We start from the raw sequence: 23613 nt of genomic DNA, 5'->3' as shown, positions 1-23613 counted from the left end.
GCAGCGAGGGTTCGGGCCAGCGTATCGCCGCTGGAGTACGACCGGGCGTCCTGCCGACGAACCACGCGTTAAAGCGGATTTTCGATTTCAATTGGCGTTCTGACCGCGAGATCGACTGGCGTGTAGATGTCGAGATCGACATTGGCCGTCTTGAGCGTGACGACCAGCCCATACCTCGTCATACGGTTACATATGGTCCGGTTTGACCGCTTGCGGCACCAGCCGTTCACGGGCTTGATGCAAAGCCATTCGCGCTGGAGCAAATCCACAGCCCGTCCAGTCCACACATCACAATGTAAGGACCCTGCTGAAATGCTATCGTCTCCCAAGATCCATCTTGGGTCCGAACCTTCATGCCTCAATTTTCCGCCCCCTTTGGGACGCTCCGCTGCATTAACTCGCAATTTGAACCGGCCAAATGACTCGTTGCGCCGTTGCAGGTCGAACCGCAAACCGTGCGACTGATAGCGCTGCGGGTCCACATTGGCAGACAATCCGGGGTTCGGATCGATGAAATATGACAACGTAACCTTCAGCTCGACCGGTTCGTTGTCCAGTTCTTCAAGCATCGCAGCCGGTATCGGCAGACGATAATAGTGGCACTGGTTGAACTCCCGACCACCTTCGAACTGATACGGCTGAATTTCCGCCTGAGCGACCATCGCCAAGTGATTTCGAGCGCAGGCCGTCGCGCGGTCATAGCTGGCGACGCCATAGCCAAAACGGCGGACCAACGCATAGCGATCGCGCTTTGCTGGCGTGCGGTCGATAAGCTCCCGCATCGGGGCGGTCCATTCAGCGCTGTGGACCATCAAGGCGCGAATGGTTTCCGGCCAGCAGTCCGGATGATCAGCTATAAGCTGCGCGGCCAAGCGTCCCGCTTGGGCCGTGGCGGCACTCGTCGCGTCAAAGGCTACGAGAGGCGCGTTGCCGACATCCTTACCGGTTGTCAGGAGAGACAACGAGTCGACTGTCAAAATCTCTGTACGCGCCGGGTTGACCGCGCGATTACCGCCTTCCATCAAGATTTCTGGCTTGATTGGCGCGATCCCGTGTTGCCAACGCGTGCTGTTGCGGGAGTGCGGGCTGAGTTCTCCTGCCTGCACCGCAGGCGACCAGTCAGTGTAGCCGTCATCGGTGATGTTAACGAGATCAGTGTACCCGCCGACTGTGAGCGCGTTCCAAGCCTGTGCCGGATCCTCAATCGGGTATTCGTCTTGCGAACGGAGCGCTAGGAAGTCGGTATCGGCGGGAACATTTCCCGCTGATACGATGACAAGGCGCTTGGGACGCTGGGCATCATCTTCCGCATTGTCATCGTCGGCAATCATCCGCCCAACGGCGGCTTGGTCGATGGCCGCGCTCCACAGGGACGCGAACGCACCGGAGATGTTGTCGTTCGTCACCGCCATGCAATAGACGCGCTGGCGTTCCGGAACCTCGATTTCCGGGAGCACAATGGCGGCTTGCGTAAATACGCCGTAGCTTTGCGGTTCGTTGGGGTCGAATCCATCCGGTGGCAGAACCTTTACTGACTCTAGCCGGTGGGTCAGAACCTTCTCAGACCTGTCTGACAGCGCCGCCGTTAAATCGCCGTGTAATGCCAATCCTGCCATAGCCGTGCCGTGACCATCATCATCGTGATCGTCCACGCCCCATTCGTCAGGCTTCAGCGCATGCATATCCTGCGGCGTGAGTGCAGGCTCGATAAGCGAATGACCGCGATTGATACCCGCATCGAGTATGCATACCGCCGGAGCTTCAGCTCCCGGCCATGTAATACGCTCGGCAAGCCCATCCACCCAGTCGTGCTCTTCGCCTTCGATATCGTCGATGAAGAACGTTGGGGTATCATTGGCCAAACGCAGCTCGGCAACGCCTTCGCTTGCGAACATCATCAGCTCGATGGTCACGCGGTTCGCGAGCACCGGTACTACGGTGACTTCCGGAAATTTCATGCGCCGTTCTTCATCCGCGACGCGCACATTCAACCGGGCACAAAGATCTAGAACGCTGTCGACGCTGTCGGCATGACACCACAACGCCCACCACATCATGGCCTGGGTATCCGCCGGGATCGGTTTGGGATCAGTCCATCGTGTGCCGATATGAGCGACGCGGATGGATTCAATCGCCTCGACCTTTGTCTTGTTTTTCGGCTTCTGGCCTATGGGCGTCAGTTCGCCATTCAAATACTCATCGAGTATTTGCTCGAACGCAGGCCGAGCATGGTCAGGGACATAGAGTGAGATGGTACGACGGTTGGCGGCATCGACCTTGGAAGCGCCCATCCGCACCCCTTGGGTGGATGAGTCGAGAATATCCGGCTTCTTCCCCCGATCCAGTTCGACTTCCAGATACAGCCCGGTGGCCTGAGGCAAGCGCGGGTCCTGCGGCCGCAGGCGCTCCGCCGCCTGGAGCGCCACCCGCAATTCATTCTGTACGCGCCTGCCGTGCTCTATGCGGTCGCGCGGGGTGCCCTGAATATTGGATGAATCCCCTTTGTACCGTTGCGAGGTGGAACGCGCAGTGATGTCAATGTGAGGGAGCGTAAACCGTCCAGGCATTCATCAGGAGCTTTCCGCATGAAGAAATGCCGTCCGCATCGCATGCCGCTCTTGCAGACGCTCAATTATATCTTTGCTAGTCAATTGTCTGCGCTCATCGAGAATTGCTGTTTTCACGGCATCATCCGCGGCTCGCACAATCTCGGATTGGCTCAGCCCCTCCGCGACATGCACAATCTCGGACCATGCCGGGCGAACAATCTTCATCGGCCCGACATTGGCGTTGATAAGCCGTTTGACTTGATCCGCTGACGGTGTGTCGAATTCCAGCACCTGATCGTAGCGGCGCAACAGCGCGCTATCGAGCAGCTTCGGATGATTGGTGGAGCAGATAATCACACTGTCGGTCGAATTGGGTTCTTCCATGAATTGAAGAAAGGAATTCAGCACCCGTCGCATCTCTGCAACGTCATTGGTCGCCGTGCGGTGGCCGCCAACGGCATCGAACTCATCGAACAGGTAGACGCCACGGCGCTTCGCCGTTTCGTCAAAGATCAAACGCAGCTTCGCCGCTGTCTCACCCATATACCGGGTGATCATGGCTTCGAGCTTGATGATGAACAGCGGCAAATGAAGCTCCCCCGCCACTGCTTCCGCTGACATTGTCTTTCCGGAGCCCGGAGGCCCAATAAAGAGAATGCGCCTGTTGGGAATCTTTCCGTGCTCTCGCAACCAGTCGCGCTTACGCTGCTGGCGTAGTATGTCCTCGAAACGCGCGAGCAGCCGTGGATCGAGCACTACATCCTTAAGCTTGTAGCGCGCCTCGCGCATCTCAAGGAGACCTTCGAGACTACCGCGCGGCGCTGAGAAGGCGATTGGTACGGATGCGCCACGCGAAAAACGTGCTCGGGCCTTGTTTATTTCGTCACGCATTTCCTGCGCTGTGTCCCGGCGACCTTGGCGCGCTTCCGCAGCCGCCACCTGAAGGGCGATTGAGAAGAAAGCGTCTTCATCACCCTCGGCGCGGCTTCTGAGCATTGCCAGAATTTGTTTAGCGTTGGACACAGCAGGCCTTTCCGTACGTCAAAATCTTACACCGGCGCCGGTTGCAGACGAACGGGTTTATGGAACCCGCACGGATCTGTCCCCGCATATCTCTAAGACAACGCTCGTTACAGGCAGGTTGACGCGGCGCACAAACCAAACGGCGGCTCGGCCCGCCAGCCTCTCGGGATTTCCCCAGAAAGATCAGGCTTTACAACAACGGGCCAAGCGTCGAATATTTGTAACAGAAATTCGGTGGTGACGCTATGAAAAATCAATGCAGAGGACCGGGAAGACCAGCAGGTGAACCGACCGTCGTGGTTCGCCTGCCGGTACCCATTGCCGAGTTGGCAAAGCGCTTCGCGCGCCGTCCCGTTCGCGCTGGCGACATCAACGAATTTCTCGATGTACAGGTCCGCGTGGCGCGCAGCGTCCCCCTCGTGGGCGCGAAAGTCCCGGCAGGCTTTCCATCGCCGGCCGACGACTACTTGGACCGCGCCCTCGATTTTAACGAGTTGTTCATCCAGAACCCGGCAGCGACATTCGCCGTTCGCATCGCGGGCGACAGCATGATCGGCGCTGGAATTTTCCCCGACGACATCGCCATCGTGGACCGCTCACGCTCGCCTGTAGACCGCAACATCATTCTTGCGCTGGTGGACGGTGAGTTCACACTTAAGCGCTATCGCCGCCGCAGTGGGCGGGTTTGGCTTCAAGCAGAAAATCCAGCTTACAAGGACATCCAGGTTACCGAGAAGATGACATTTGAGATCTGGGGTGTCGTTTCAAAATCAATCCGTATGCTCTAGACCACATGCCTGCGCCCGTCGCCCTTGTCGATTGCAATAACTTCTACGCGTCGTGTGAGAGCGTATTCCAGCCGCAGCTTCGTGGCGACTGCGAGCTTGCGAACGTGCTGAGCAACGCCGCGCTTGGGCGACGCCCAGTCGAAGGCTGGAGCGCGAACGCCTATGAACAGTTCACCCTATCGCTCGCCGACCTTCGTCGGAAGTTATTCGGGCTTGCATTGGCGAATGACGCGCAATCGCGACTGGGGGAAGCATGCCTGGTTGAGATCGAGGAACTGCGGGATGAGCATGGCCGGATCGATGACGAACCGCGGCACCCCGATATCTCTTCGGTACAATCTTGGCTGATCGTCCGGTAGGGCTTACGATGCAGCCACCGCACCAGTTTCGCACCAGAAACAACCTGAACGAACCACCACAAACGCGATCGAAATCAAACGGAAACGCAGCAAAATCAACCAAGGCAACCAATATTCGGCCGCTCATAACGGTCTGGTTGCAGGTTCGAGTCCTGCCGGGCCCACCACGCTTCGCCCTTCGGGCTACGCGTGGCGCAGCCAAGCGGAGAACGAGGGGCAAGCGCGGTGTCGTAGCCGGAGCGCAGCGGAAGCAAAGACGGACTGGCGCGGCAAGCTTCGGCTCGGCAAGCCAACGCCACACATCAAAGTAAGCATGCGAAGGTATTTCTCGCGTCCGTTCACTCGACGGTGCACTCTCGATCTTTCGCAAGCAGCCGAAGGCGCTCCCCGCTCGTTCAAGGTGAAACCAGCCGCTTGCGGACAGCATACCGAACCAGCTCGGCGGTGGAGGACATCCTGAGCTTGCGCATGGCCGAGGCGCGGTGGGTCTCGACCGTCTTGACGCTCAGATTCAGGATCGCGCTTATCGACCTGTTGGTGTGCCCCTCTGCGATCAGCTGGACCACGCTCTCCTCGCGCGAGGTCAGCAGCATGTCGGCCCGGTTCTGCTTGTTCGCCTGGTAGTCGCGGAGCAGCTTCTCCAGCAGAACACTCGTGAAGTAGGGTCTGCCGTCGAGCAGCGCTTCGACCGCGGAAATGAGATGGTTGCGAGCGTCGGACTTGAACAGGAAGCCGCGGATTCCGGCCAGAATGGCCTCTGTCAGCAACTCCTCGCTTTCATGCATCGTGAGGATAAGCACCTCGGTTTGAACGTGAAGCGCTCTGAGGCGGCGGCTGACCTCCAGGCCGTTGATGATCGGCATGGAATAATCGACGATCACGATGTCTGGCCTGGTTTCCAGCGCAAGCGTGACCGCCTGCTCACCATTGGTCGCCTCGCCGCTCACGATCCAGTTGGACCGCGTTTCAACAATCGCACGAAGTCCGGAACGCACGATTTCATGGTCGTCCGCAATCAAGATGCGTTTCACGGGTCGTTCCCGTTTGCCTACCCTCGGCCAAGCCAGGTGGACTAGAGCGGTCATCGGCCGTCAGGTCGAACGATCATACGGCGTCCCACAAGAACGATTATCCAGCAAAACCCTGAGAGATGCAGGCGAAGGTACTGACAGCCACGGATCGCCACGGCTTGCGATCAGGCCTCGACGAGTCCGCTCCGCACCGCGTATCGCACGAGGCCCGCCGTCGAGTTTACCTCCAGCTTGCGCATCGCCGCTGCACGATGTGCCTCCGTCGTCTTAACGCTCAGGTCGAGGATCGCGCTAATTCCCTTGTTGCTGTAGCCCTCGGCAACCAGCTTGACGACGAGCTGCTCGCGCGCGGTCAGCCCATGGTGGTGTCGTTCGCCGTGGGGGCCCGGCTCGCCGTCGTATTCGACAATGCTATTCGTACAGAAGAACGGCCTATGCATCAGCAGCGACTCGACAGCCGCCAGCAGCAGCTTGTTCGCATCAGACTTCACCAAGAAAGCGCGGGCGCCGGCCTCGAACGCCTGCTGCGCTATCAGACCCGAATTGTGCACGGTGAAGATCAGGATCTCGGTTTGCAGCCGATAGTCCCTCATACGCCGCGCCACCTCCACGCCGGTCATCCTCGGCATCGAGAAATCCAGGATGGCGACGTGGGGCTGGCTCTGGATCGCCGCGGCGACCGCCTTGCCTCCGTCAGTGGCCTCGGCCACCACTTCCCAGTCCGCCCGCTGTTCGAGGACCGCCCGCAAACCCGATCGCACCGCTTCGTGATCGTCGGCTATGAGGATACGTTTCATGCAGCACACTCCCTATTCTTGACGGCGGTTCGGCTCACACTTTCGACCCGCCGCCGCTGGCTAGTGTTCTTTCGCTGATTGTGTGCCGGTATCGGCCCTCGTATTGGTCGTGGTCCTTCGTCGATTGCGCCGATTCACTGCAAGGACGTGCGGGAAGACCGCGGACAGAACGGTACCGGAATGCGGCGCCATCCCGCTGGACTGGATGGCGAGCGTACCTCCGATCCCGTGCAGTCTTGCTCGCATCGCGGGAATTCCGACGCCGCTCGATAGCGTCCCGGCACCCGGCCTGCCAGGGTGGGGAAGACCGCGTCCATTGTCGCTGATCATCAATTGGAAACGACTGTCGACAACATCGATGACGATTGCCACCTCCGTCGCTTTTGCGTGACGGAAGACGTTCGTCAGAGCCTCCTGAACAACGCGCAGCAGCGAGCGTTGGGCCTCATAAGGTAACCCATCGACCTCCGGCACGATGTTCACCCTCACATGCAACGAGGTGCGCGCCGCGAACCCTTCCGCGTAGCCTTCGATCGTGGCCTTCAATCCGTCACCCGTCAGATCCCGCGGATGCAGCAGATAGGCAAAAGCCCGGAGCTCCCGGAGCGCTTCATCAATCGACGCGTCGATTTCGTCGCAGATCCGTTCGGCGGCTTGTGTGCCGTCAAGCTGGCCGCGGATCCGCATCAAGCCGAGACTCGCGGCAATCAGATGTTGACAGGTCGAATCGTGGAGATCGGAAGCGATCCGCTGCTGAATGCTCTCCTGAAGCGACAGCAGGCCAGCTTCGACATCCAGCCCGTTCCCCCATGTGGTGGGGTCCTCGAAGCGAACGTCGCGCGCCTCGCGATGGCAGCCGATCAACCGGACGACACCGCGGGTCGCGGGATCCAGGATCGGCGTGACCGTCGTTTCCCTCGTGCGGGATGAACCACCAAACGCCAGCCGCTGCCGGATCCTGATCTCAGCCTTCTCCGCGAGGCTCGCCCGAAGTGCTTCGCAGACAGATCTCGCGTCATCCGCGCTCAGGCAATCGGATACATCCATGTCGAGCACGTCTCGCGACGATACGCCGAGCCGGGACTCGAATGCCGGATTGATGCTCTCGTAGACGAAATGTCCGCAAAAGGAGGGGCGCGCGACGAAGAGGAGATCTGCAGAAGAGTTCCAGTAAAGCTCCTCGGTCGATGGTTGCAAACCTACGCGCAGCCAGCGCTTGGGACTGGTTTGCCTCGACTCTCTGGCGGGGGAGCCATGTGGCTTCACTGTACTACTCACTCTATTCCGGCGACTCCCGATATTGGCCACGACGACAATAGCGGGGTCTCTCCCCACCCTGCCGGCGAGAAATCCTCCACCTAATTCGGAATAGCGCACCTGCGGGGTCAATCAACTATACACCCAGCGAACCGCTCATTCAACATGAGGTAGTATTCGTGAGGGATTGAAATCTTGGCCTTCGTCAAGGGCCGCCGAATCTCAAATCCGATGCAATAGAGAGTAAAAATGGCGATGCGCGGCGAACGAGCCCGAATGGCATCGTCGCGCCGCCATTCCGTGGTCGCCGGGCGTCCTCCACCGTTCCCCCGCCTAATGCGCTGACAGGTTCGCCAGGGCTATCGGCTACTGCTCGTGTCCGACTTCTTCTTTCTGGTCGCCTTCGCGGGCGGTGCCGCCGGGGCCGGCGCAATTGCGAGCGGGTGAGATGGTTGCTCCAGACGGCGCGTCGCGGCATCATCCCGAAGTGCATCGGTATCGAGTCGATGGCTACGATCGACCGCATCGCGAGGATCGGCCAGCACGACCGTCGTCATCATGCTTGAGATGATGAGGCAGGTCAGCATTAGAAGGCGTCTTGCCGGCATCTCTCGAGCACCTCTAAAAGGCAAAGTCCAGGCGAGGCCCGATCCGAACGTCCCTGTATCGCCGCAGCGGGACGTTCGAGGTTCGTGCCTCGTAGAGCACGGTCGTCGTGAGCGACACGTTGTTGGCAACGTTGTACTTCAGGCCGAGGTCAACCGAATAGAGCTGATCCTGGCGACCGGTATTGAGTCCATCGGTGAACCAATAGGCTTCGAACAGGGGCGTACTGACGATCGACCATCTGGGATCAAGCTTGACCTCGATTCCGAGCACGGCGTCAAAGCGCCAGCGGCGCGCCTCGGCCAGATCGGAGAAACGGTAGGTCAAAAGCACCAGTGGCGAGAACGTCGCGTTGCCAACCCGGAAATCGCGCGCGACTGAGCCCATCACGTCGTGGGACGTGAAGGCGAGATCGCGGTAGATGCCATCGAAATCATATCGATTTTCGTAAATGCCAGACAAGCGCCAGCCGTCCCAGTTCTCGGTCAGACGCGCGCCCATACGCGCGACGGCGAAATTGCCGTCCTTTTCCCGCGAAAAGGCTTCGTATTGAGCCCGCGCATAGAGCCGGTATGACAGATCGTTGGTGAGGTTCCCGTCGAGCCTGACGCTCACGTCTGGCGCGTAATAGACGTCCGACCTGCGGTTATCGCGGGTGAAGAGCGCGTTGTCGGTGAAAGTCGGCGAGATGGAACCAACGACGCTCCAGGACGGGGCTTGGTAATAAGGAACCGCGTAGGAGGATGTAGCGGCTCCGCTCGATTTGAAGTCGGTGAGATCGAGGTCCGCCGCCCAAGCCGTACTACTGCCGAGCAGTGCGGCAACCGGCAGAAAAAATCCAGACGGTCGCATAGGTCCCCTCCGATGCTGCAGCCGGACACCGGGATTCGTGTCACACTGCGCGCCGATTGTGGCGTGTTAATGTTCAGATGATAAATCACAGGTTGATCCGGGTCGATTCCTCCGCCGGCTAGTAGTCGACCGGATCCCTGGTAATCGGGCAGGTCATGCAGTGACCACCGCCGCGGCCGCGGCCGAGCTCCGCGCCGACGATGGTAATCACTTCGATTCCCTCCTTGCGCAGCAGCGTATTGGTGTAGGTGTTGCGATCGTAGGCGAAGACGACGCCTGGAGAGGCGCAGACCAGATTGGCACCGCTGTCCCACTGGGTTCGTTCGCGCAGATAGGCATTGCCACCGGTCTCCACGACGCGGAGCTTCTTCAGGCCGAGCGCCCCAGTCACGACGTCGACGAAAGGCTTCTCGTCCTTGCGCAGCTCGATTCCGGCAGAGTTGTCCGCCGGCCGGTAGGAGTACGCCGTGATGTTATTGACGATATCGGGGTAAAGCAGCACGCAATCCCGATCGGCGAACGTGAAGACCGTGTCGAGATGCATCGCCGCACGCAGCTTGGGCATGGCCGCCACGATGACGCGCTCAGCGGCCTTTTTCCTGAAAAGAGCGGCGGCAAGCTGGCTGATCGCCTGTCTCGATGTCCGTTCGCTCAATCCGATCAGGACGTTTCCCTTCCCGATCGGCATCACATCGCCACCTTCCAGAGTGGCAAGGCCGTGATCCTGAGTCGGATCGCCCCACCAGACGTGGACCTTGCCGGCGAAATCCGGATGGAACTTGTAAATGGCGGCGGCGAGGATCGGCTCCTCGTGACGCGCCGGCCAGAACAGCGAATTCAACGTTACGCCGCCATAGATCCAGCAGGTGGTATCGCGCGTGTACAGCGTGTTCGGAAGTGGCGGCAGCAGATACTCGGTCATGCCGGCCGCCTCCCGGATCAACCGGAGCATTTCACCGCCATGTGCGTCGGGGAAATCGTGGGTCGACAATCCGCCGATCAGGGTTTCCGCCAGCGCGCGGGGGGCGAGGCTTTCCAGATAGCCGCGGAGCTCGTCAATCAGGCCGAGACCGACCTGGTTTGGGACCACCTGATTGTCGAGGATCCATCGCCTCGCCTCCGGGATGGCGACGGTGTCCGCGAGCAGATTGTGCATCTCGACGACCTCGATGCCGCGGTCGCGCATCTTCTGCACGAAGTCGAAATGGTCGCGCTTGGCATTGTCGACCCACAGGACGTCATCGAACAGCAGCGTGTCGCAATTGGTCGGAGTGAGACGCTGGTGAGCGCGGCCCGGCGAGCAGACCATTACCTTGCGCAACTGACCGACTTCCGAATGAACGCCAAAAGGAAGCGCTCCGTTTGATGTCTGTTGTGTCATGAGCGCAACCTCCGCAATCGATCCGCCTAGATCGTGATGTAGCCGGTGGCGAGGCCGTGAATGCCGACGGCCGCGCCGATCGCAGCCACGATGAAGATGCCCCACTCCACCGGTGCAAAAATCCGCGCCTTCTGTTGGACCCGCGCCCAGACATACAGCGCCGTGCCGGGCACGTAGAGCAGCGCGGATAGCAGCAGGTATTTCATTCCGGCCGCGTAGATCAGGAAGAGTGTGTAGATGACGGCGATGCCGGTGAAGATCAGGTCTCGTCTGTGCTCGCCCGCGCTCTTCTCGTACGTCTCGCCGCGCTTCACCAGCAGCAATCCGTAGGCGGCGACCAGGAAGAACGGAATGAGGTTCATGACGCTCGTGAGATTGAGCATCAGCGAGAAGGCATCACGGGACCAGTAGGTGCTGATGACGAAGAGCTGCACCACGATATTGGTCAGCCAGAGCGCGGCAGCCGGCACCTTGTTGGCGTTTTCGGTACCGAACACGCGCGGCATGTCCCGGGTCCGACCGGCCGCGGAGAGCACTTCGGCGCAGATCAGCGACCAGGCGAGATAGGCGCCGAGCACCGAGACCAGGAGCCCGATGCTGACGAAGACGGCACCCCAATGTCCGACCACTGCCTCCAGCACCGTGGCCATTGACGGTTGCCGCATGTCTGCAATCTCCGCACGCGGCAGCACGGCATAAGGCAGCATGGTGACGAGCACCATCAGGCTCGTGACGACCAGGAAGCCCATGATCGTCGCCGCGCCGACGTCGGACCGCTCTTTGGCGTAGCGGGAATAGACGCTGGCCCCCTCGATCCCGAGAAAGACGAACACCGTGACCAGCATGGTCGCGCGGATCTGCTCGAAGAGTCCCGTGTCCGGCATGCCCTCGCCGCCCCAGAAATTGGCACGGAACAGGTCGGCCTTGAAGGCAAGGATCAGGATGACGATGAAGATCAGGATCGGCACGATCTTGGCGATGGTGACGATCGTATTGATCGCGGCGGCCTGCTGCACCCCGCGCAGGATCATGAAGTGGAACAGCCAGATCCCGATCGAGGCTACGACGATCGCGATGACCGTATTGCCGTCGCCGAACACGGGAAAGAACGCGCCCAGGGTCGATTTGATGAGGACCCAGTAGGACACGTTGCCGATGCAACTTCCCATCCAGTAACCGAGCGCCGACAGGAAGCCGGGATAGTCGCCAAAGCCCTCTTTCGCATAGGCATAAACACCGGCATCCAGACCAGGCTTTCGCTCGGCCAGAGACTGGAACACGCGCGCCATGGTGTACATGCCACCGCCTGCGATGCACCAGGCGAGGATGGCGCCGAAGGGACCGGTTGCGGTGCCGAAGGTTCTGGGCAGCGAGAAGATGCCGGAGCCGACCATGGAGCCGACGACCATTCCCGTCAGTGCGAACAATGAGAGCTTCTGGGCCGATGTCGTCGCAGTCATTGAATGGCCTCGAAGAGCGAGCGAAGACCGACGCCGTCATCGATGTCTCGAACGATGCGTTGCCGACCTCCTCATTTCGAGATCGAACCATGCGCCGTGGCCTCGGCCCGGCCCATCAGGTGATTACCTAGTCGCTGCCCGGGATTACCCTCGCGCCGGGCTGGAAGCATCGGAAGCTGGCGCCATTTCTTTCCCGCCGAACCAGGCGACATACAAGGTCGGCAGCAGCACCAGAGTTAGAACGGTTGCGACGAGCAGGCCGCCCATGATCGCAAAGGCCATCGGCCCCCAGAAGACGGTCGGCGCTATCGGGATCATGCCGAGTACGGTTGAGACGGCCGTCAGCATGATCGGACGAAAGCGGGAGCTGCTTGCATCCACTGCCGCCTGCCAGGGCCCCTTCCCTTGCAAGCGCTCCGCCTCGATTTGCCCGATCAGGATCACCGCGTTCTTGCTAATCATGCCAAGCAGCGCCAACACGCCGAGGATGGCGACGAAGCCCAGCGGCCGCCCGGACACGAGCAGCGCCGCGACGACGCCGATCAGGCCGAGCGGCGCGACGCTAACGACCATCAATAATCGCGGGAAGCTCTGCAGCTGCACCATCAGCACCGTAAACATGACGAACAACATCATCGGTACGACTGCCATCACGGACGACCTCGAAGCTCGGCTCTCCTCCACCGTGCCGCCGGCCACGACATCGTAGGAACGCGGCAGAGTGGCCTTCAGCTTGGCGATAGCGGGAGCCAGCCGATTGACCACCGTCTCCGGCGGCATCTCGTCGGGAACGGCGGCCCGCACCGTCAGGGTCGGCATGCGATCGCGCCGCCAGATCAGCGGAAACTCCTGACCGTATTCAAAGGTGGCAAACTGGCTCAGCGGAACGGTCTGCCCTCCCGGGATCGGCACCTGCAGCGTCCGCAAGCTCGGCAGCGAGACGCGCTGCTCGTCCGTTGCGCGGGCCAGCACATCGACAAGGTAGATATCGTCCCGCACCTGGGTCACGGGCAGGCCGGAGATCACGGTGTTCAGAACGATTGAGATCGCCTGCGAGCTCAGGCCGAGACGGCGCGCCTCATCCTGGTTGACGCGAACGCGGATCTGGCGATCCGGCTCCATCCAGTCGAAATTGAGGCTCTTGGCCCTCGGATCGGAGCCGACGATCCGCGCGACTTCGACCGCGATGTCACGCACGAGCTCCACGTCGGGACCGCTGACGCGATACTGCAGCGGCCATCCCACGGGGGGACCGAGCCCAAGCGGCGAAACCGAGGAGATCGCGTTCGGGAATTCTTCCACAAGGAACCGTTCCAGCTTGGCATGAAGGCGCTCGCGTGCCCCGACGTCTTTGGCCACAACGACCGCCTGGGTGAAGAAGTCATTCGGCAGCTCGACGCTGAGCGGCAGATAGAAGCGGATCGCACCGCGCCCGACATTGGTACTCCAATGACCAACGTCGGGATCACCGGTCAGTACTTGATCGAGGCGCTTGGCCGCCGCCTCGCTGGCGTAAATCGATGCATTCTGCGGCAGGCCGATGTCCACGAGAAGTTCCGGCCGGTCGGACAATGGAAAGAACTGCTGCGGAACCAGCGGAAGCGCGAGCACGGAAGCGAGAAAAAGCGCAACCGTCGCGCCGATCGTCAGCCATTTGGCGCGGATCGCCAGGACCAGAAAGCGCCGGTACAAGCGAAAGGCCATTCCCGGCGCATCGGCTGTGGTCTTGGGCGGCGCGAGGATAGCGACGCCGAGCAGCGGCGTGAAGATGACGGCGACGAACCACGACGCCAGGAGAGCGATCGTAACCACCACAAACAGCGAGAACGTGTATTCGCCGGCCGCGCTGGCTGCAAAGCCCACCGGAATGAACCCGGCGATCGTTACGAGTGTGCCCGTGAGCATGGCGACTGCATGCGTGCGAAAGGCGTAGGCCGCGGCCGCGATCTTGCCGTCGCCCAGCGCCAACCGATTAAGCGTGGCGTCCGTCGTCGTCATGGCGTCGTCGACCAGCAGCGCGAGCGCGATGATGAGAGCGCCGAGGGAAATTCGCTGCATATCGATGCGAAGAAACTCCATCGTCGGGAACACGATCGCAAGCGTGAGCGGAATAGCCAGTGCGATGATGAGGCCCGGCCGAACGCCGAGGCTGATGAAGCTCACGACGAGGATGATCGCGATCGCCTGCACCAGCGAGGTCATGAACTCGCGGATCGCTTTGTCCACCACGACGGCCTGGTCGGCCACGAGGCTCGGTTCGATTCCGATCGGCAGATCGGCCGTGATCTCTGCCATCGCCGCCTTGATGTTCCTGCCGAGAACGAGAATATCGCCGCCCTCGCGCATCGCGATCGCGAGCCCGATCGCTGGACGACCGCCGACCCGGAACAGCGGTTGCGGCGGATCGGCATAGCCTCGCCGTACCGTCGCGAGATCGCTCAGACGTAGCGTGCGACCGCCCGCGCTGAAGTTGATGTCGGCAATGTCCTGCTCCGACTGGAACGCCCCGGACACCCGAAACGAAATTCGCTCGGTCCCGGTCTGGATGGTGCCGGCCGGGCTCACGATATTCTGTGCCTGCAGGGCGGCGATCAGAGCCGTGCGATCGACCCCGAGACTTGCGAGTTGCCGTTTCGAGAACTCGACGAAGATCACTTCGTCCTGCGCACCCAGCAGTTCGATCTTCGCGACATCGGGCACGTCTAGAAGACGCGAGCGGACCGCCTCGACCCGATCACGCAGCTCGCGCTGGGTAAATCCATCACTGGTGAATCCATAGATGATCCCGAACGTGTCGCCGAAATCGTCATTGAACGCTGGCCCCACGATGCCCACCGGCAGCGTGTGACGGATGTCCCCGATGGATTTCCTCACCTGGTACCAGGTATCGGAGACGTCCCTTGCGTTGGCGCTCCCCTTCAAGTTCACGAAAATAGTGGTGAGACCGGCCCGAGTGAAGCTGCGCAGGAAGTCCAGATGTGGCGTCTCTTGCAACCGCCGCTCGAGCCGTTCGGTCACCTGCTTCATCGTCTCTTCGGCCGTCGCTCCAGGCCAGGCCGCTTGAACAACCATAGTCCTGATGGTGAATGCAGGATCTTCGTTCCGGCCCAGCCGCAGATAGGACAGCACGCCGGCGATGACGGCGGCAATCATCAGATAAATGACGAGCGAGCGGCGCCCGAGCGCCCATTCCGAGAGGTTGAGCCCGGTCATGGCTCCGACCCAAGGACGCGCACCCGCTGACCCGGATGAAGTGCCTGGACGCCCGCGGTCACCACGACCTCGCCTATGTCCAAACCTTGCGAGATGATCACCTGCGCCTGATCGAACCTCAAGACGTCGACATTGCGGATGGCGACCGTCTTCGTCGCGGGATCCAGGATCCAGACCGCCGGCTGGCGATTCATCCTGGTCAGCGCCGTTGCCGGAATGTCGATCATTGGTCCGGCGCTCATCTCGACGCGCCCCGTGACAGTCGCCCCCAGCCGCATCGCGGCAGGGGGATCACGAAGTCCTATCTTGATCTCAAAGGTTCGCGTGACCGGATTGGCCTGCGCGGCAACCTGCCGGATACGCCCTTCCGCAGTCACCGCTGGATCGTCGGTCAGACTGACGCTCACCAGCAGATTGGCCGGTGCCGCGCGGACGAATTGAGCCGGCATGTCGAAGACCGCGTCTCGGCCATCCTGCCGCGCGATCCGCGCAATCGTCTGTCCGGCCTGGACGACCTCTCCGGCGGCGGGCCCCGTTTCGGTGATCTTGCCCGGTGCATCGGCCCGCAGCTCGGTGAAGCTGACCTGGTCGTGGGCGGAATTCAACTGAGCTTCGGCCATTTCAACATTCGATTGCGCAGTCTGTTGCGCCTGCGTCGCGGCCTCGAAGTTGGCGCGCGTGGTCCATCCCTGCGCCAACAGAGTCTGCTGGCGTTCGAAATGATTGCGTGCCTGAGTGAGCTGGCCCTGAGCTGCGGCAAGGGCGGCCTGCGCCTGCCGCAACGCGCTGAGTTGGTCCTGCGATTCAAGCTGCGCCAACAGCTGGCCGGCCTCGACGCGCTCACCGAGCCGGATGTCGCTCGAGTGCAGCCGACCGGAAATTCGAAATGCCAGATTCACTTCGTCTTCGGCTTCGATGCGGCCGGAAAATGTGAGGGGCGTGAGTTGATCCCGCTTCTCGACTGTCATGGTGCGGACGGGACGCGCCGGCGCCGGAAGGGAGTCCGTCGCCGCCTCCCTCTCACAGGCGACCAGCAACAGCGCAGAAACTCCTGCAACAAGCGTCGTACTCATTGACCGCAGCTGCATGAATTGACCCATCCGTGCCGCTGAGGATTTTGCGGAGAATTCATCCCGCTTGTATCGGTAAATCTACTGAGCATCCGCGGGTGCAATCGTGAACGAACATCCGGCGGAGCCGAAAGATTCCGGCAGCGAAGTCAGGCGATCACCCGACAGCCCAAGCGCGCAGACGGTGCATAAGCCTGCAGCTGCCGCCGTTGCGGCGCATGCGATCCCTTCGTCAAAGCCGCGGCGGGTTTGACGAGCCTGCGATCCGCGGCTCGACGTGATTGCTCAACGACAAGGAGAAACCAAGATGACAAAGCTGGCTTTGCTCTCCGCTGCCGTCTTCATTGCGCTCAGTGCCATGGGCTCGTGGACGCCAGGACAAGCGCAGGATCTGGCATGGTGCAGAAAGTTCAGGGGAACGCTGACCTGTATGTATGACACTCGCGCCCAATGCCGCGCGTCGGTGAGCGGGCCGTCCGGCACCTGCGTCCCGAATCCGCGCCGCTAGATGCCGCAATTGATCGCCGAGGTAGCATCGATCGGGCGGCGCCAGCAATTTCACTTTGCGCCGCCCCTTCGGGACGCAGTCTACAGCGTCCAATCTCATTCGGAACATTCCCCACCGGGACCGAGGGTTTTCTCCGATCCCCTGAGGCAGCTCTCGCGCGGTAGCTTCCTCGGGTCCGCTTGCATGCTCCAACGGGAGGTCTTCATGTCAGATCTGGTCGCCATCGTATATCCGTCCGAGGCGAAGGCCGAGGAAGTGCGTCAGCAATTGCTCAGGCTGCAGAAGGAATATCTGATCACGATCAGTGACGCCGTGATCGCCGTAAAGACGGACCAGGGCAGCATCAAGCTCAACCAACTCGTCAACACGACCGCCATGGGCGCGGTGACGGGAAGCTTCTGGGGCCTTTTAATCGGTGTCCTCTTTCTCAATCCGATCCTCGGAGTTGCCGTAGGCGCAGCGTCGGGTGCGCTCGGCGGCGCTCTTTCGGACGTCGGCATCGACGATGCCTTCATGAAGAGTCTCTCCGCCAGCCTTCAGCCCGGCAACGCCGCCCTGTTCGTCCTGATCAAGCACATGACCGCCGACAAGGTGATCAAGGAGATCAAGGACGCGGGCGGCGTCGTACTCAAGACCTCCCTCGACGAGACGAAGGAAAAGGCGTTGCGCGATGCCCTCGCCAGCACGGTGGAGCGGCCGGCGGCCTGAGCCGCCGCCCTTCCCTTCTCAACGGCGGCCGCCCGCAAGACGCAGCAGCATCAGGAACAGGTTGAGGAAATTGAGATAGAGCGACAGCGCGGCAAGGACCGACTTTCGCCCCGAAGCGGTTTGGTCATCCGCGCTGTCGTACATCGTCTTGATCCGCTGCGTGTCATAGGCCGTCAAGCCGGCAAACACGCCGACTCCTACGATCGAGATCAGCCAGTCGAGCGCAGTCGACCACAGGAACAGGTTGACGACGCTCGCGAAGATGATCCCAATCAGCCCCATGAACAGGAAGGTACCCAGTCCCGAAAGGTCGCGCCGGGTCGTGTAGCCGAAGATGCTGAGCCCGCCGAACATTGCAGCAGCGATCACGAAGACGCGGGTTATCGACGAACTGGTGTAGATGTGTAGTAGGATCGAGAGCGAGATACCGACCAGGGCAGCATAGAGGAAGAACAGCAGGCGCGCGGTTGGCACTGACAATGTCTCGATGCGCGAGCTGAGGAAGAACACCAACCCAAGCGGCGCCAGGATGAAAACCCACATCAGCGGGCTCTGCAGCAGCGCGGGGCCGGTGACCTGATAGGTCAGGCCGGCGGCGACGGCGGTCAGGGCGACACCCGCGGCCATATAGCCATAGATCCGCAACATGTACTGGCGCAGTCCGGCATCCACGGTGATCCGGCCGCCGACGACGTCTGTCGCCGCCAAGTTCTGATCGAGATTCGACATCGCATCCTCCTGTGCAGCCCCCTAAAGCGCGACCACGCTAGGCTCTGCTTCGACGGAACAACATCGGACAATCACCCGAAGACATCAGGTGAAAACCACTCTTGCCTGAATGGGGACGGCATGGCGCTGATTGCCGATCCGTAAGACTGGAACCTGCTTCGGGGTCGTAAGACTTTTGACTGAGGCACCTTGCGCTTTTGTCACTGGAGACCGGAGGCGCGATGACCTAACCGGAGGCATGCGCTTCTTCTTCCATATCACCGATCGCTACGGCGTCTCGCCCGACACGATCGGATGCGATCTTAGCGAGCAGGATGCGGCCGTCCTACATGCCAGGCGCCTGGCCGCCGAACTCGCCAAGTCCGGCGAGTTCTTCCGTGGCAGCGTCGTGCTGGTCGCGCGGGATACGTTGCCGACGTCCTGGCACAAGGGCGGGGACGACACCACCGCTTCCCGTGGCGATATCTGAATCGGCGGCCACCGATTTCCTGCCTCTCTTCCTACAGACAATCCCTGATGTGCGCATGCGGGAGGCGGCTCTAAGGTTCCGGGAGGGAGGCCGCGAATGCAGCCGCCTCGGATCGGAAGGCATCCATCATGGCTGCTTCGACAAGCGAGGCCGATCAGAAGCTTTCGCGCAATGCGCTGATCGCCCTGGTGATCGGGTCGATGGTCGGCTCCGGCATCTTCGCATTGCCGGCTCAGTTCGGGCGCACCACCGGCGCTTTGGGAGCGATCATTGCCTGGATGATTGCTGGCACCGGCATGCTGACTCTGGCCTTCGTGTTCCAATCGCTATCCCGGCGCAAGCCGGAGCTCGATGCGGGCATCTACGCCTATGCCAAAGCCGGTTTCGGTGACTACATCGGCTTTGCGTCCGCCGCCGGCTACTGGATCGGCTGTTGTCTAGCCGACGTCGCCTGCCTCATCCTGATCAAGGCCACGCTCGGCCAATTCTTCCCCGTGTTCGGCGACGGCACCACGCCGGTAGCCATCGCTTCGGCCTCCGTGCTGCTTTGGAGCGTCCATATTCTGGTGCTGCGCGGCATCAAGGGGGCTGCCGCGCTCAACACGGTCACAACTTTCGCGAAGATCATCCCCATCGTGCTGTTCATCGTGGTGGCTGCGGTCGCCCTGAACCGCGGGCTTTTCTCCGACAATTTCTGGGGAACGACCGAGCCCGACGCCGGGCAGGTGTTGAGCCAGGTCCGCAGCACGATGCTGCTCACGGTGTTCGTCTTCGTCGGCATCGAGGGCGCGAGCGTGTATTCGCGTTACGCACGAAGGCGCGACGACATCGGTATCGCGACGGTCACCGGCTTTCTCACCGTTCTCTGCCTTCTCGTGCTCGTGACACTCCTGTCCTACGGCATCCTGCCGCGGAGCGGGCTCGCGGACCTGCCGACACCATCGATGGCAGGCGTGATGGAGGCCATGGTCGGCCGCTGGGGCGGTGTGTTCATCAGTATCGCATTGCTGATCTCGATCCTCGGCAATTACCTGTCATGGTCCCTCCTTGCGGCCGAGATCCTGCACTCAGCGGCCATTCAGCGCACGATGCCGGCCTTTCTGGCGCGCGAGAACGTTCACAGGGTCCCTGTCGGCGCGCTCTGGCTCACCAACTGCGTGATCCAGGCGTTGCTTCTTGTGAGTTGGTTCGCCGAATATGCCTTCACGCTCGCCCTCAAGATGACGAGCGCAATGACACTGGTCCCGTATTTCCTCGTGGCGGCTTACGGCCTGAAGCTCGCATGGACTGGTGAGGCTTATGCTTCCGGCGAGCGCGCCCGCACCAGCGAGGGGATCTTCGCGGCCGTCGCGACGCTCTACGCGGCGGGAATGATCTACGCCGGCGGGGCGAAATTTCTCCTGCTGTCCGCGATCCTCTACGCGCCGGGAACGCTGCTGTTCCTGATCGCCAAGCGCGAACGCAAGGAGCGGCTTTTCAAGCCGGTCGAGTCCGTCCTGTTCGGCGCGGTGGCCATCGCCGCGGGGATCGGAATCTACGGCCTGGCTGTCGGAGCCATCGCGATCTGACCGATTGTCGCTGACCGCATGGAGGCGAGGATGAAGATGTGGATCAACTATCGTACCCTGTTCCTCACCGCAGTCCTAGCCGCCACTCTGCCGTCAAGCATTTCCCCGGCTCAGCCGAAGGACGATACCGTGGCCGCGCCGAAGCAAACCGGCACGGCCGCCCCGGGCGATGCGAGGCCCAACATCAACACCAACACGAATCCATTCAAGCATCGCTATTGGCGTCATCGCGGCGGCAAGCATCCGCATTTTGGCAGCCGCCGCGTTCGCTCGTGAGGCGTGACCACATGACGGCGGACCGATCGATGAGCGACGCCAGGGTCGGATCCGAGCGGGTCCGCGGCCTCGTTCGGAATGAGAGCCCGATCGACGAGTCGGTCCAACCCGGACGACCGAGCCTGCTTGCGATCGGCCTCACCGTGCTCGTCGTGGCCGCGGCCCTCTTCCTGGTCTGGCAAACGGTGTCGAGTCTCTTGATCGTGTTCGCAGGCGTGCTTTTCGCAGCCTTTCTCGATGCCGCAGCCCGGGCTCTGGCGCCGGTTCTTCCTCTCAGCCGCGTCTGGCGTCTGACGCTCGTTCTCCTGCTGCTGTCGGCGCTGGCAGGCTTCGGGCTGGCCTGGGGGACCGGTAAGCTGCCGGAGCAGACGCGTGTGCTGCTGAAAGTCATGGATGCCCAGGTCGACATCCTGCAAGAGCATTTGTTGTCTTATGGCGTGGATCTGCTCGGCCCGGAATGGGGGCGTGACTTCGCGCAGTGGCTGTTCGCCGACCAGGGTCGGTTCCTCAGCCATGCGCAATTCCTGCTCGGCGGCGCCTCGAGCCTTTTGACCGCCGTGCTCGTGATCTTGTTCCTCGGCATTCTCTTCGCCTTCGATCCCATCAGCTACCGCGACAGCGTGGTCGTGCTGGTCAGGCAATCTTACCGGGCCCGCGCGCGCGAGGTGATGGACGAGATGGGCACCGTGATGCGGCTGTGGTTCGTCGGCCAGTTGATCCGCATCATCCTGATGACGCTCTTCGTCTGGCTTGCCCTTTATCTCATCGGCCTGCCTGGCCCATTCGTTCTCGGATTGCAGGCAGGATTGTCGAACTTCATCCCCTATCTTGGGCCAATCGTCGCCGCGATCCCGATCGCGCTCGTTGCGATGCCGCTCGGAGCCTCGCCGCTGATCTGGGCGGTCGCGGTCTACACCATCATCCAGTCGATCGAAGGTTACGTCATCGGCCCGCTGATTCAGCGGCATGCGGTCGAGACCCCGCCAGCCTGGACCCTGGTCGCCATCGTCCTGCTGGGCGCCTTGTTCGGCGTCATGGGCATTGCGCTCGCGATGCCGCTCGTCGCGGTCGGACGGGTGGCGATCATCAGGTTGTATGTCGAGGATTATCTCGGAGACAGGATCGAACCGGCAACGACCGATCCCCCAATCCTGGGTGAGCAGCCATGAGCGAAACGGATGCACAGCAGCGTGAAGACCACGTGCCTCAACAGGCTCGCTCGGGAATGGGGCGTCTTGTCTGGCAGCAGCTTCCGTACGCCGTCGCGCTGCTGCTCGCCATCGCAGGAGTTGCCTATACCAACGTCTCGCACCAGCCGCTGATCGGCTATTGGGAATTCCTGGCGCTGGCGATCGGGGTGGTCTGCGTCATCACCAAATGGCCGGAGATCGGAGGCAGGGAGGGCCAGATTCGTCTGATCTGGACCCAGGCGCTGCACTGGATCGCCGTCCTGATCACGATGAACATCATCCTGGTCTCCGGCGTTCAGCAACTGCTCCCGACGCCGGCAACCGGTCTCGTCCTGCTGACGCTGCTCGCGCTCGGCACATTCCTCGCAGGCATCAGCCTGTTGTCATTGCAGATCGCTTTTCTCGGCCTTGCAATGGGCGCAGCCGTCCCGGCGATCTCGTGGCTGAAGCAATCCATCTTCTTCTTCCTGCTCGGCGCCGTGCTGCTGATCGGTCTGGCCATTTCGTTCTGGCTGCGCCGGGACGGCGGCCCGCCGCGGGCGCCGACCGAAACAAAGCACCAGGCGGAGGCTTGAATGCGACAATTGCCATATCTCGCGGCCGTCGGCGCAGTGGCGGTGCTGTTGACGATTCCCTCGCCCGCAGGAGCCGAGAGATTTAGAATAGGCAGGCTGCTATGCTTCTCGGAGCCACGCGTTGGACTGGTGCTCGGATCGACGCAGTCGCTGCGCTGCGTGTTCGATGGGGTGCGCCCTGCCCGCCGCTACATCTACGAGGGACGGATCAGACGCCTCGGCCTTGATCTCGGCGTGACCAGCGCCGGCACGCTGTCCTGGGCCGTGTTCGCCAGGACTTCGCGGATTGGTGCCGGCACTTTGCGCGGCAGCTATGTGGGCGCGAGTGGCAATTTCGCTCTAGGCCCCGGCCTCGGCGCCAACGTCCTGATTGGCGGCTCGCGCAGGAGCATCATGCTCCAGCCGATCTCGATCGAACGCTCGATCGGGCTCAATCTCGCGGCCGGCGTGACCCATCTGACACTGGGCCCGCGCGGACCGCGATGAGCCGTGTCCGCTCAGGAAAGGTCGCAACAAGTTGGAATGAGAATATTCCCGCCCCTCAACTCCGGGTTTCGTCCGATGTTGGACCTGCTGGTTCAAGTCTAGGATCGAAGGCGTGTCGATCGGAGCGTGAGCACCCAGGAGGTTCGCATGACCGTCTACGACAGCCGCGACGATCTCAACACGCTGGGTGCCCCACCGCTATGGGCTTGCGCTCTCCTCGGAATTGTCCTGATCGCCGCCGGCCTCCTCGCCCTCGGCGATCTCGCCTTCGCCACGATCATCAGTGTCAAGTTCATTGGGCTCACCGCAATCGCTGCCGGCGCCTTCGAGATCGCGCATGCGTTCTGGACAAAGGGTTGGGGCAGTTTCCTGTGGCGGATCATTCTCGGTGCGCTCTACCTCGCATTCGGCCTGATCCTTCTCACCCAGCCGGTGTCGGGTGCACTGATCCTGACCTATTTCCTCGGCGCGCTGCTATTCGCATCCGGCGTCGTTCGATGCGTGCTGAGTTTCGCCTATTGGCGACAGAACGGCTGGATGATGCTGATCTCTGGCGTCTTCGCCATGGCCGCCGGCGTGCTCATCCTGTTTGGCTTCCCGGATATTAGCGTCTGGGCGCTCGGCTTCCTGCTCGGCGTCGACCTGATCTCACATGGCCTCGCATGGCTGCTCTACGCCCTGCAATCGCTGCGATCGACTACGTGACAGAGGAGGACGA

22 protein-coding genes are annotated in these 23613 nt (G+C 61.5%); 10 read left to right on the top strand and 12 right to left on the bottom strand.

Annotated elements, in window-relative coordinates:
• Positions 1 to 68: 68 nt before the first annotated feature.
• Together I6F09_RS22850 and I6F09_RS37410 are read right to left on the bottom strand one after the other, a co-directional pair.
• Complete coding sequence (locus I6F09_RS22850) at positions 69 to 2567, bottom strand: S8 family peptidase (protein WP_225144769.1); 2499 nt, start codon at positions 2565 to 2567, stop codon at positions 69 to 71.
• Positions 2568 to 2570: 3 nt separating this feature from the next.
• A complete protein-coding gene (locus I6F09_RS37410; protein ID WP_225144768.1) occupies positions 2571 to 3572 on the bottom strand; it encodes an ATP-binding protein in 1002 nt (333 codons plus the stop codon).
• 296 nt (positions 3573 to 3868) lie between these two features.
• Between I6F09_RS37410 and umuD the strand changes: the two genes are divergently transcribed.
• Positions 3869 to 4360: a translesion error-prone DNA polymerase V autoproteolytic subunit gene (gene umuD, locus I6F09_RS22840; protein WP_225144767.1), complete on the top strand. Its 492-nt coding sequence runs from the start codon at positions 3869 to 3871 to the stop codon at positions 4358 to 4360.
• 5 nt (positions 4361 to 4365) lie between these two features.
• Positions 4366 to 4719: a hypothetical protein gene (locus I6F09_RS22835; protein ID WP_225144766.1), complete on the top strand. Its 354-nt coding sequence runs from the start codon at positions 4366 to 4368 to the stop codon at positions 4717 to 4719.
• 395 nt (positions 4720 to 5114) lie between these two features.
• Here I6F09_RS22835 and I6F09_RS22830 read toward each other — a convergent pair whose 3' ends face one another.
• The 9 genes from I6F09_RS22830 to I6F09_RS22790 all read right to left on the bottom strand — a co-directional run bounded on the left by I6F09_RS22830 (position 5115) and on the right by I6F09_RS22790 (position 16404).
• Positions 5115 to 5750 (bottom strand): response regulator transcription factor, encoded by a 636-nt coding sequence (locus tag I6F09_RS22830; RefSeq protein ID WP_036035698.1) that lies wholly within the window; start codon positions 5748 to 5750, stop codon positions 5115 to 5117.
• Between the two features lie 164 nt (positions 5751 to 5914).
• Positions 5915 to 6547 (bottom strand): response regulator transcription factor, encoded by a 633-nt coding sequence (locus I6F09_RS22825; RefSeq protein ID WP_057026149.1) that lies wholly within the window; start codon positions 6545 to 6547, stop codon positions 5915 to 5917.
• Positions 6548 to 6607: 60 nt separating this feature from the next.
• Positions 6608 to 7744: an ATP-binding protein gene (locus I6F09_RS22820; protein ID WP_225189102.1), complete on the bottom strand. Its 1137-nt coding sequence runs from the start codon at positions 7742 to 7744 to the stop codon at positions 6608 to 6610.
• Positions 7745 to 8163: 419 nt separating this feature from the next.
• Positions 8164 to 8391, bottom strand: coding sequence for a hypothetical protein (locus I6F09_RS22815; protein WP_141697668.1), 228 nt, complete (start codon positions 8389 to 8391; stop codon positions 8164 to 8166).
• Positions 8392 to 8425: 34 nt separating this feature from the next.
• Positions 8426 to 9262, bottom strand: a complete 837-nt coding sequence (locus tag I6F09_RS22810) for an outer membrane beta-barrel protein (RefSeq protein WP_036011475.1) — start codon at positions 9260 to 9262, stop codon at positions 8426 to 8428.
• A 118-nt stretch (positions 9263 to 9380) separates the two neighbouring features.
• Positions 9381 to 10643, bottom strand: coding sequence for an arginine deiminase (gene arcA / locus I6F09_RS22805; RefSeq protein WP_225189101.1), 1263 nt, complete (start codon positions 10641 to 10643; stop codon positions 9381 to 9383).
• A gap of 26 nt (positions 10644 to 10669) precedes the next feature.
• Positions 10670 to 12103: a basic amino acid/polyamine antiporter gene (locus I6F09_RS22800; RefSeq protein ID WP_036011479.1), complete on the bottom strand. Its 1434-nt coding sequence runs from the start codon at positions 12101 to 12103 to the stop codon at positions 10670 to 10672.
• Positions 12104 to 12247: 144 nt separating this feature from the next.
• Positions 12248 to 15316, bottom strand: coding sequence for an efflux RND transporter permease subunit (locus I6F09_RS22795; RefSeq protein WP_225189100.1), 3069 nt, complete (start codon positions 15314 to 15316; stop codon positions 12248 to 12250).
• On the bottom strand, positions 15313 to 16404 hold the full coding sequence (locus I6F09_RS22790; RefSeq protein ID WP_225189099.1) for an efflux RND transporter periplasmic adaptor subunit: 1092 nt from the start codon (positions 16402 to 16404) through the stop codon (positions 15313 to 15315). Before I6F09_RS22790 ends, I6F09_RS22795 begins: the two co-directional genes overlap by 4 nt.
• 694 nt (positions 16405 to 17098) lie before the next feature.
• Between I6F09_RS22790 and I6F09_RS22780 the strand changes: the two genes are divergently transcribed.
• Positions 17099 to 17602: a DUF1269 domain-containing protein gene (locus I6F09_RS22780; protein ID WP_057026468.1), complete on the top strand. Its 504-nt coding sequence runs from the start codon at positions 17099 to 17101 to the stop codon at positions 17600 to 17602.
• 18 nt (positions 17603 to 17620) lie between these two features.
• Here I6F09_RS22780 and I6F09_RS22775 read toward each other — a convergent pair whose 3' ends face one another.
• Positions 17621 to 18331, bottom strand: coding sequence for a Bax inhibitor-1/YccA family protein (locus tag I6F09_RS22775; RefSeq protein ID WP_225189097.1), 711 nt, complete (start codon positions 18329 to 18331; stop codon positions 17621 to 17623).
• 238 nt (positions 18332 to 18569) lie between these two features.
• Between I6F09_RS22775 and I6F09_RS22770 the strand changes: the two genes are divergently transcribed.
• The 7 genes from I6F09_RS22770 (at position 18570) to I6F09_RS22740 (ending at position 23600) form a co-directional block, all read left to right on the top strand.
• Positions 18570 to 18800 carry a hypothetical protein gene (locus I6F09_RS22770; protein WP_225112296.1) on the top strand — a complete coding sequence of 77 codons (231 nt, stop codon included), beginning with the start codon at positions 18570 to 18572 and terminating at the stop codon, positions 18798 to 18800.
• Between the two features lie 128 nt (positions 18801 to 18928).
• Positions 18929 to 20368, top strand: coding sequence for a basic amino acid/polyamine antiporter (locus I6F09_RS22765; RefSeq protein ID WP_225189096.1), 1440 nt, complete (start codon positions 18929 to 18931; stop codon positions 20366 to 20368).
• 30 nt (positions 20369 to 20398) lie between these two features.
• Positions 20399 to 20644 (top strand): hypothetical protein, encoded by a 246-nt coding sequence (locus I6F09_RS22760; protein ID WP_225189095.1) that lies wholly within the window; start codon positions 20399 to 20401, stop codon positions 20642 to 20644.
• Positions 20645 to 20673: 29 nt separating this feature from the next.
• Entirely contained in the window at positions 20674 to 21813 is a 1140-nt protein-coding gene (locus I6F09_RS22755; protein WP_198399839.1) for an AI-2E family transporter, read from the top strand.
• On the top strand, positions 21810 to 22409 hold the full coding sequence (locus I6F09_RS22750; RefSeq protein ID WP_225189094.1) for a hypothetical protein: 600 nt from the start codon (positions 21810 to 21812) through the stop codon (positions 22407 to 22409). The genes I6F09_RS22755 and I6F09_RS22750 overlap by 4 nt, the downstream gene beginning before the upstream one ends.
• Entirely contained in the window at positions 22410 to 22895 is a 486-nt protein-coding gene (locus I6F09_RS22745) for a DUF992 domain-containing protein (RefSeq protein WP_128262852.1), read from the top strand.
• A 147-nt stretch (positions 22896 to 23042) separates the two neighbouring features.
• Entirely contained in the window at positions 23043 to 23600 is a 558-nt protein-coding gene (locus I6F09_RS22740) for an HdeD family acid-resistance protein (protein ID WP_225189093.1), read from the top strand.
• The last annotated feature ends 13 nt before the right edge of the window (positions 23601 to 23613 follow it).

This window comes from Bradyrhizobium sp. IC3195 (assembly GCF_020193585.1).
GTDB classification, from domain to species: Bacteria; Pseudomonadota; Alphaproteobacteria; order Rhizobiales; family Xanthobacteraceae; genus Bradyrhizobium; species Bradyrhizobium yuanmingense.
The sequence above is the reverse complement of the archived record's forward strand: the minus strand, read 5'-3'. Positions and strand labels throughout refer to the sequence as shown.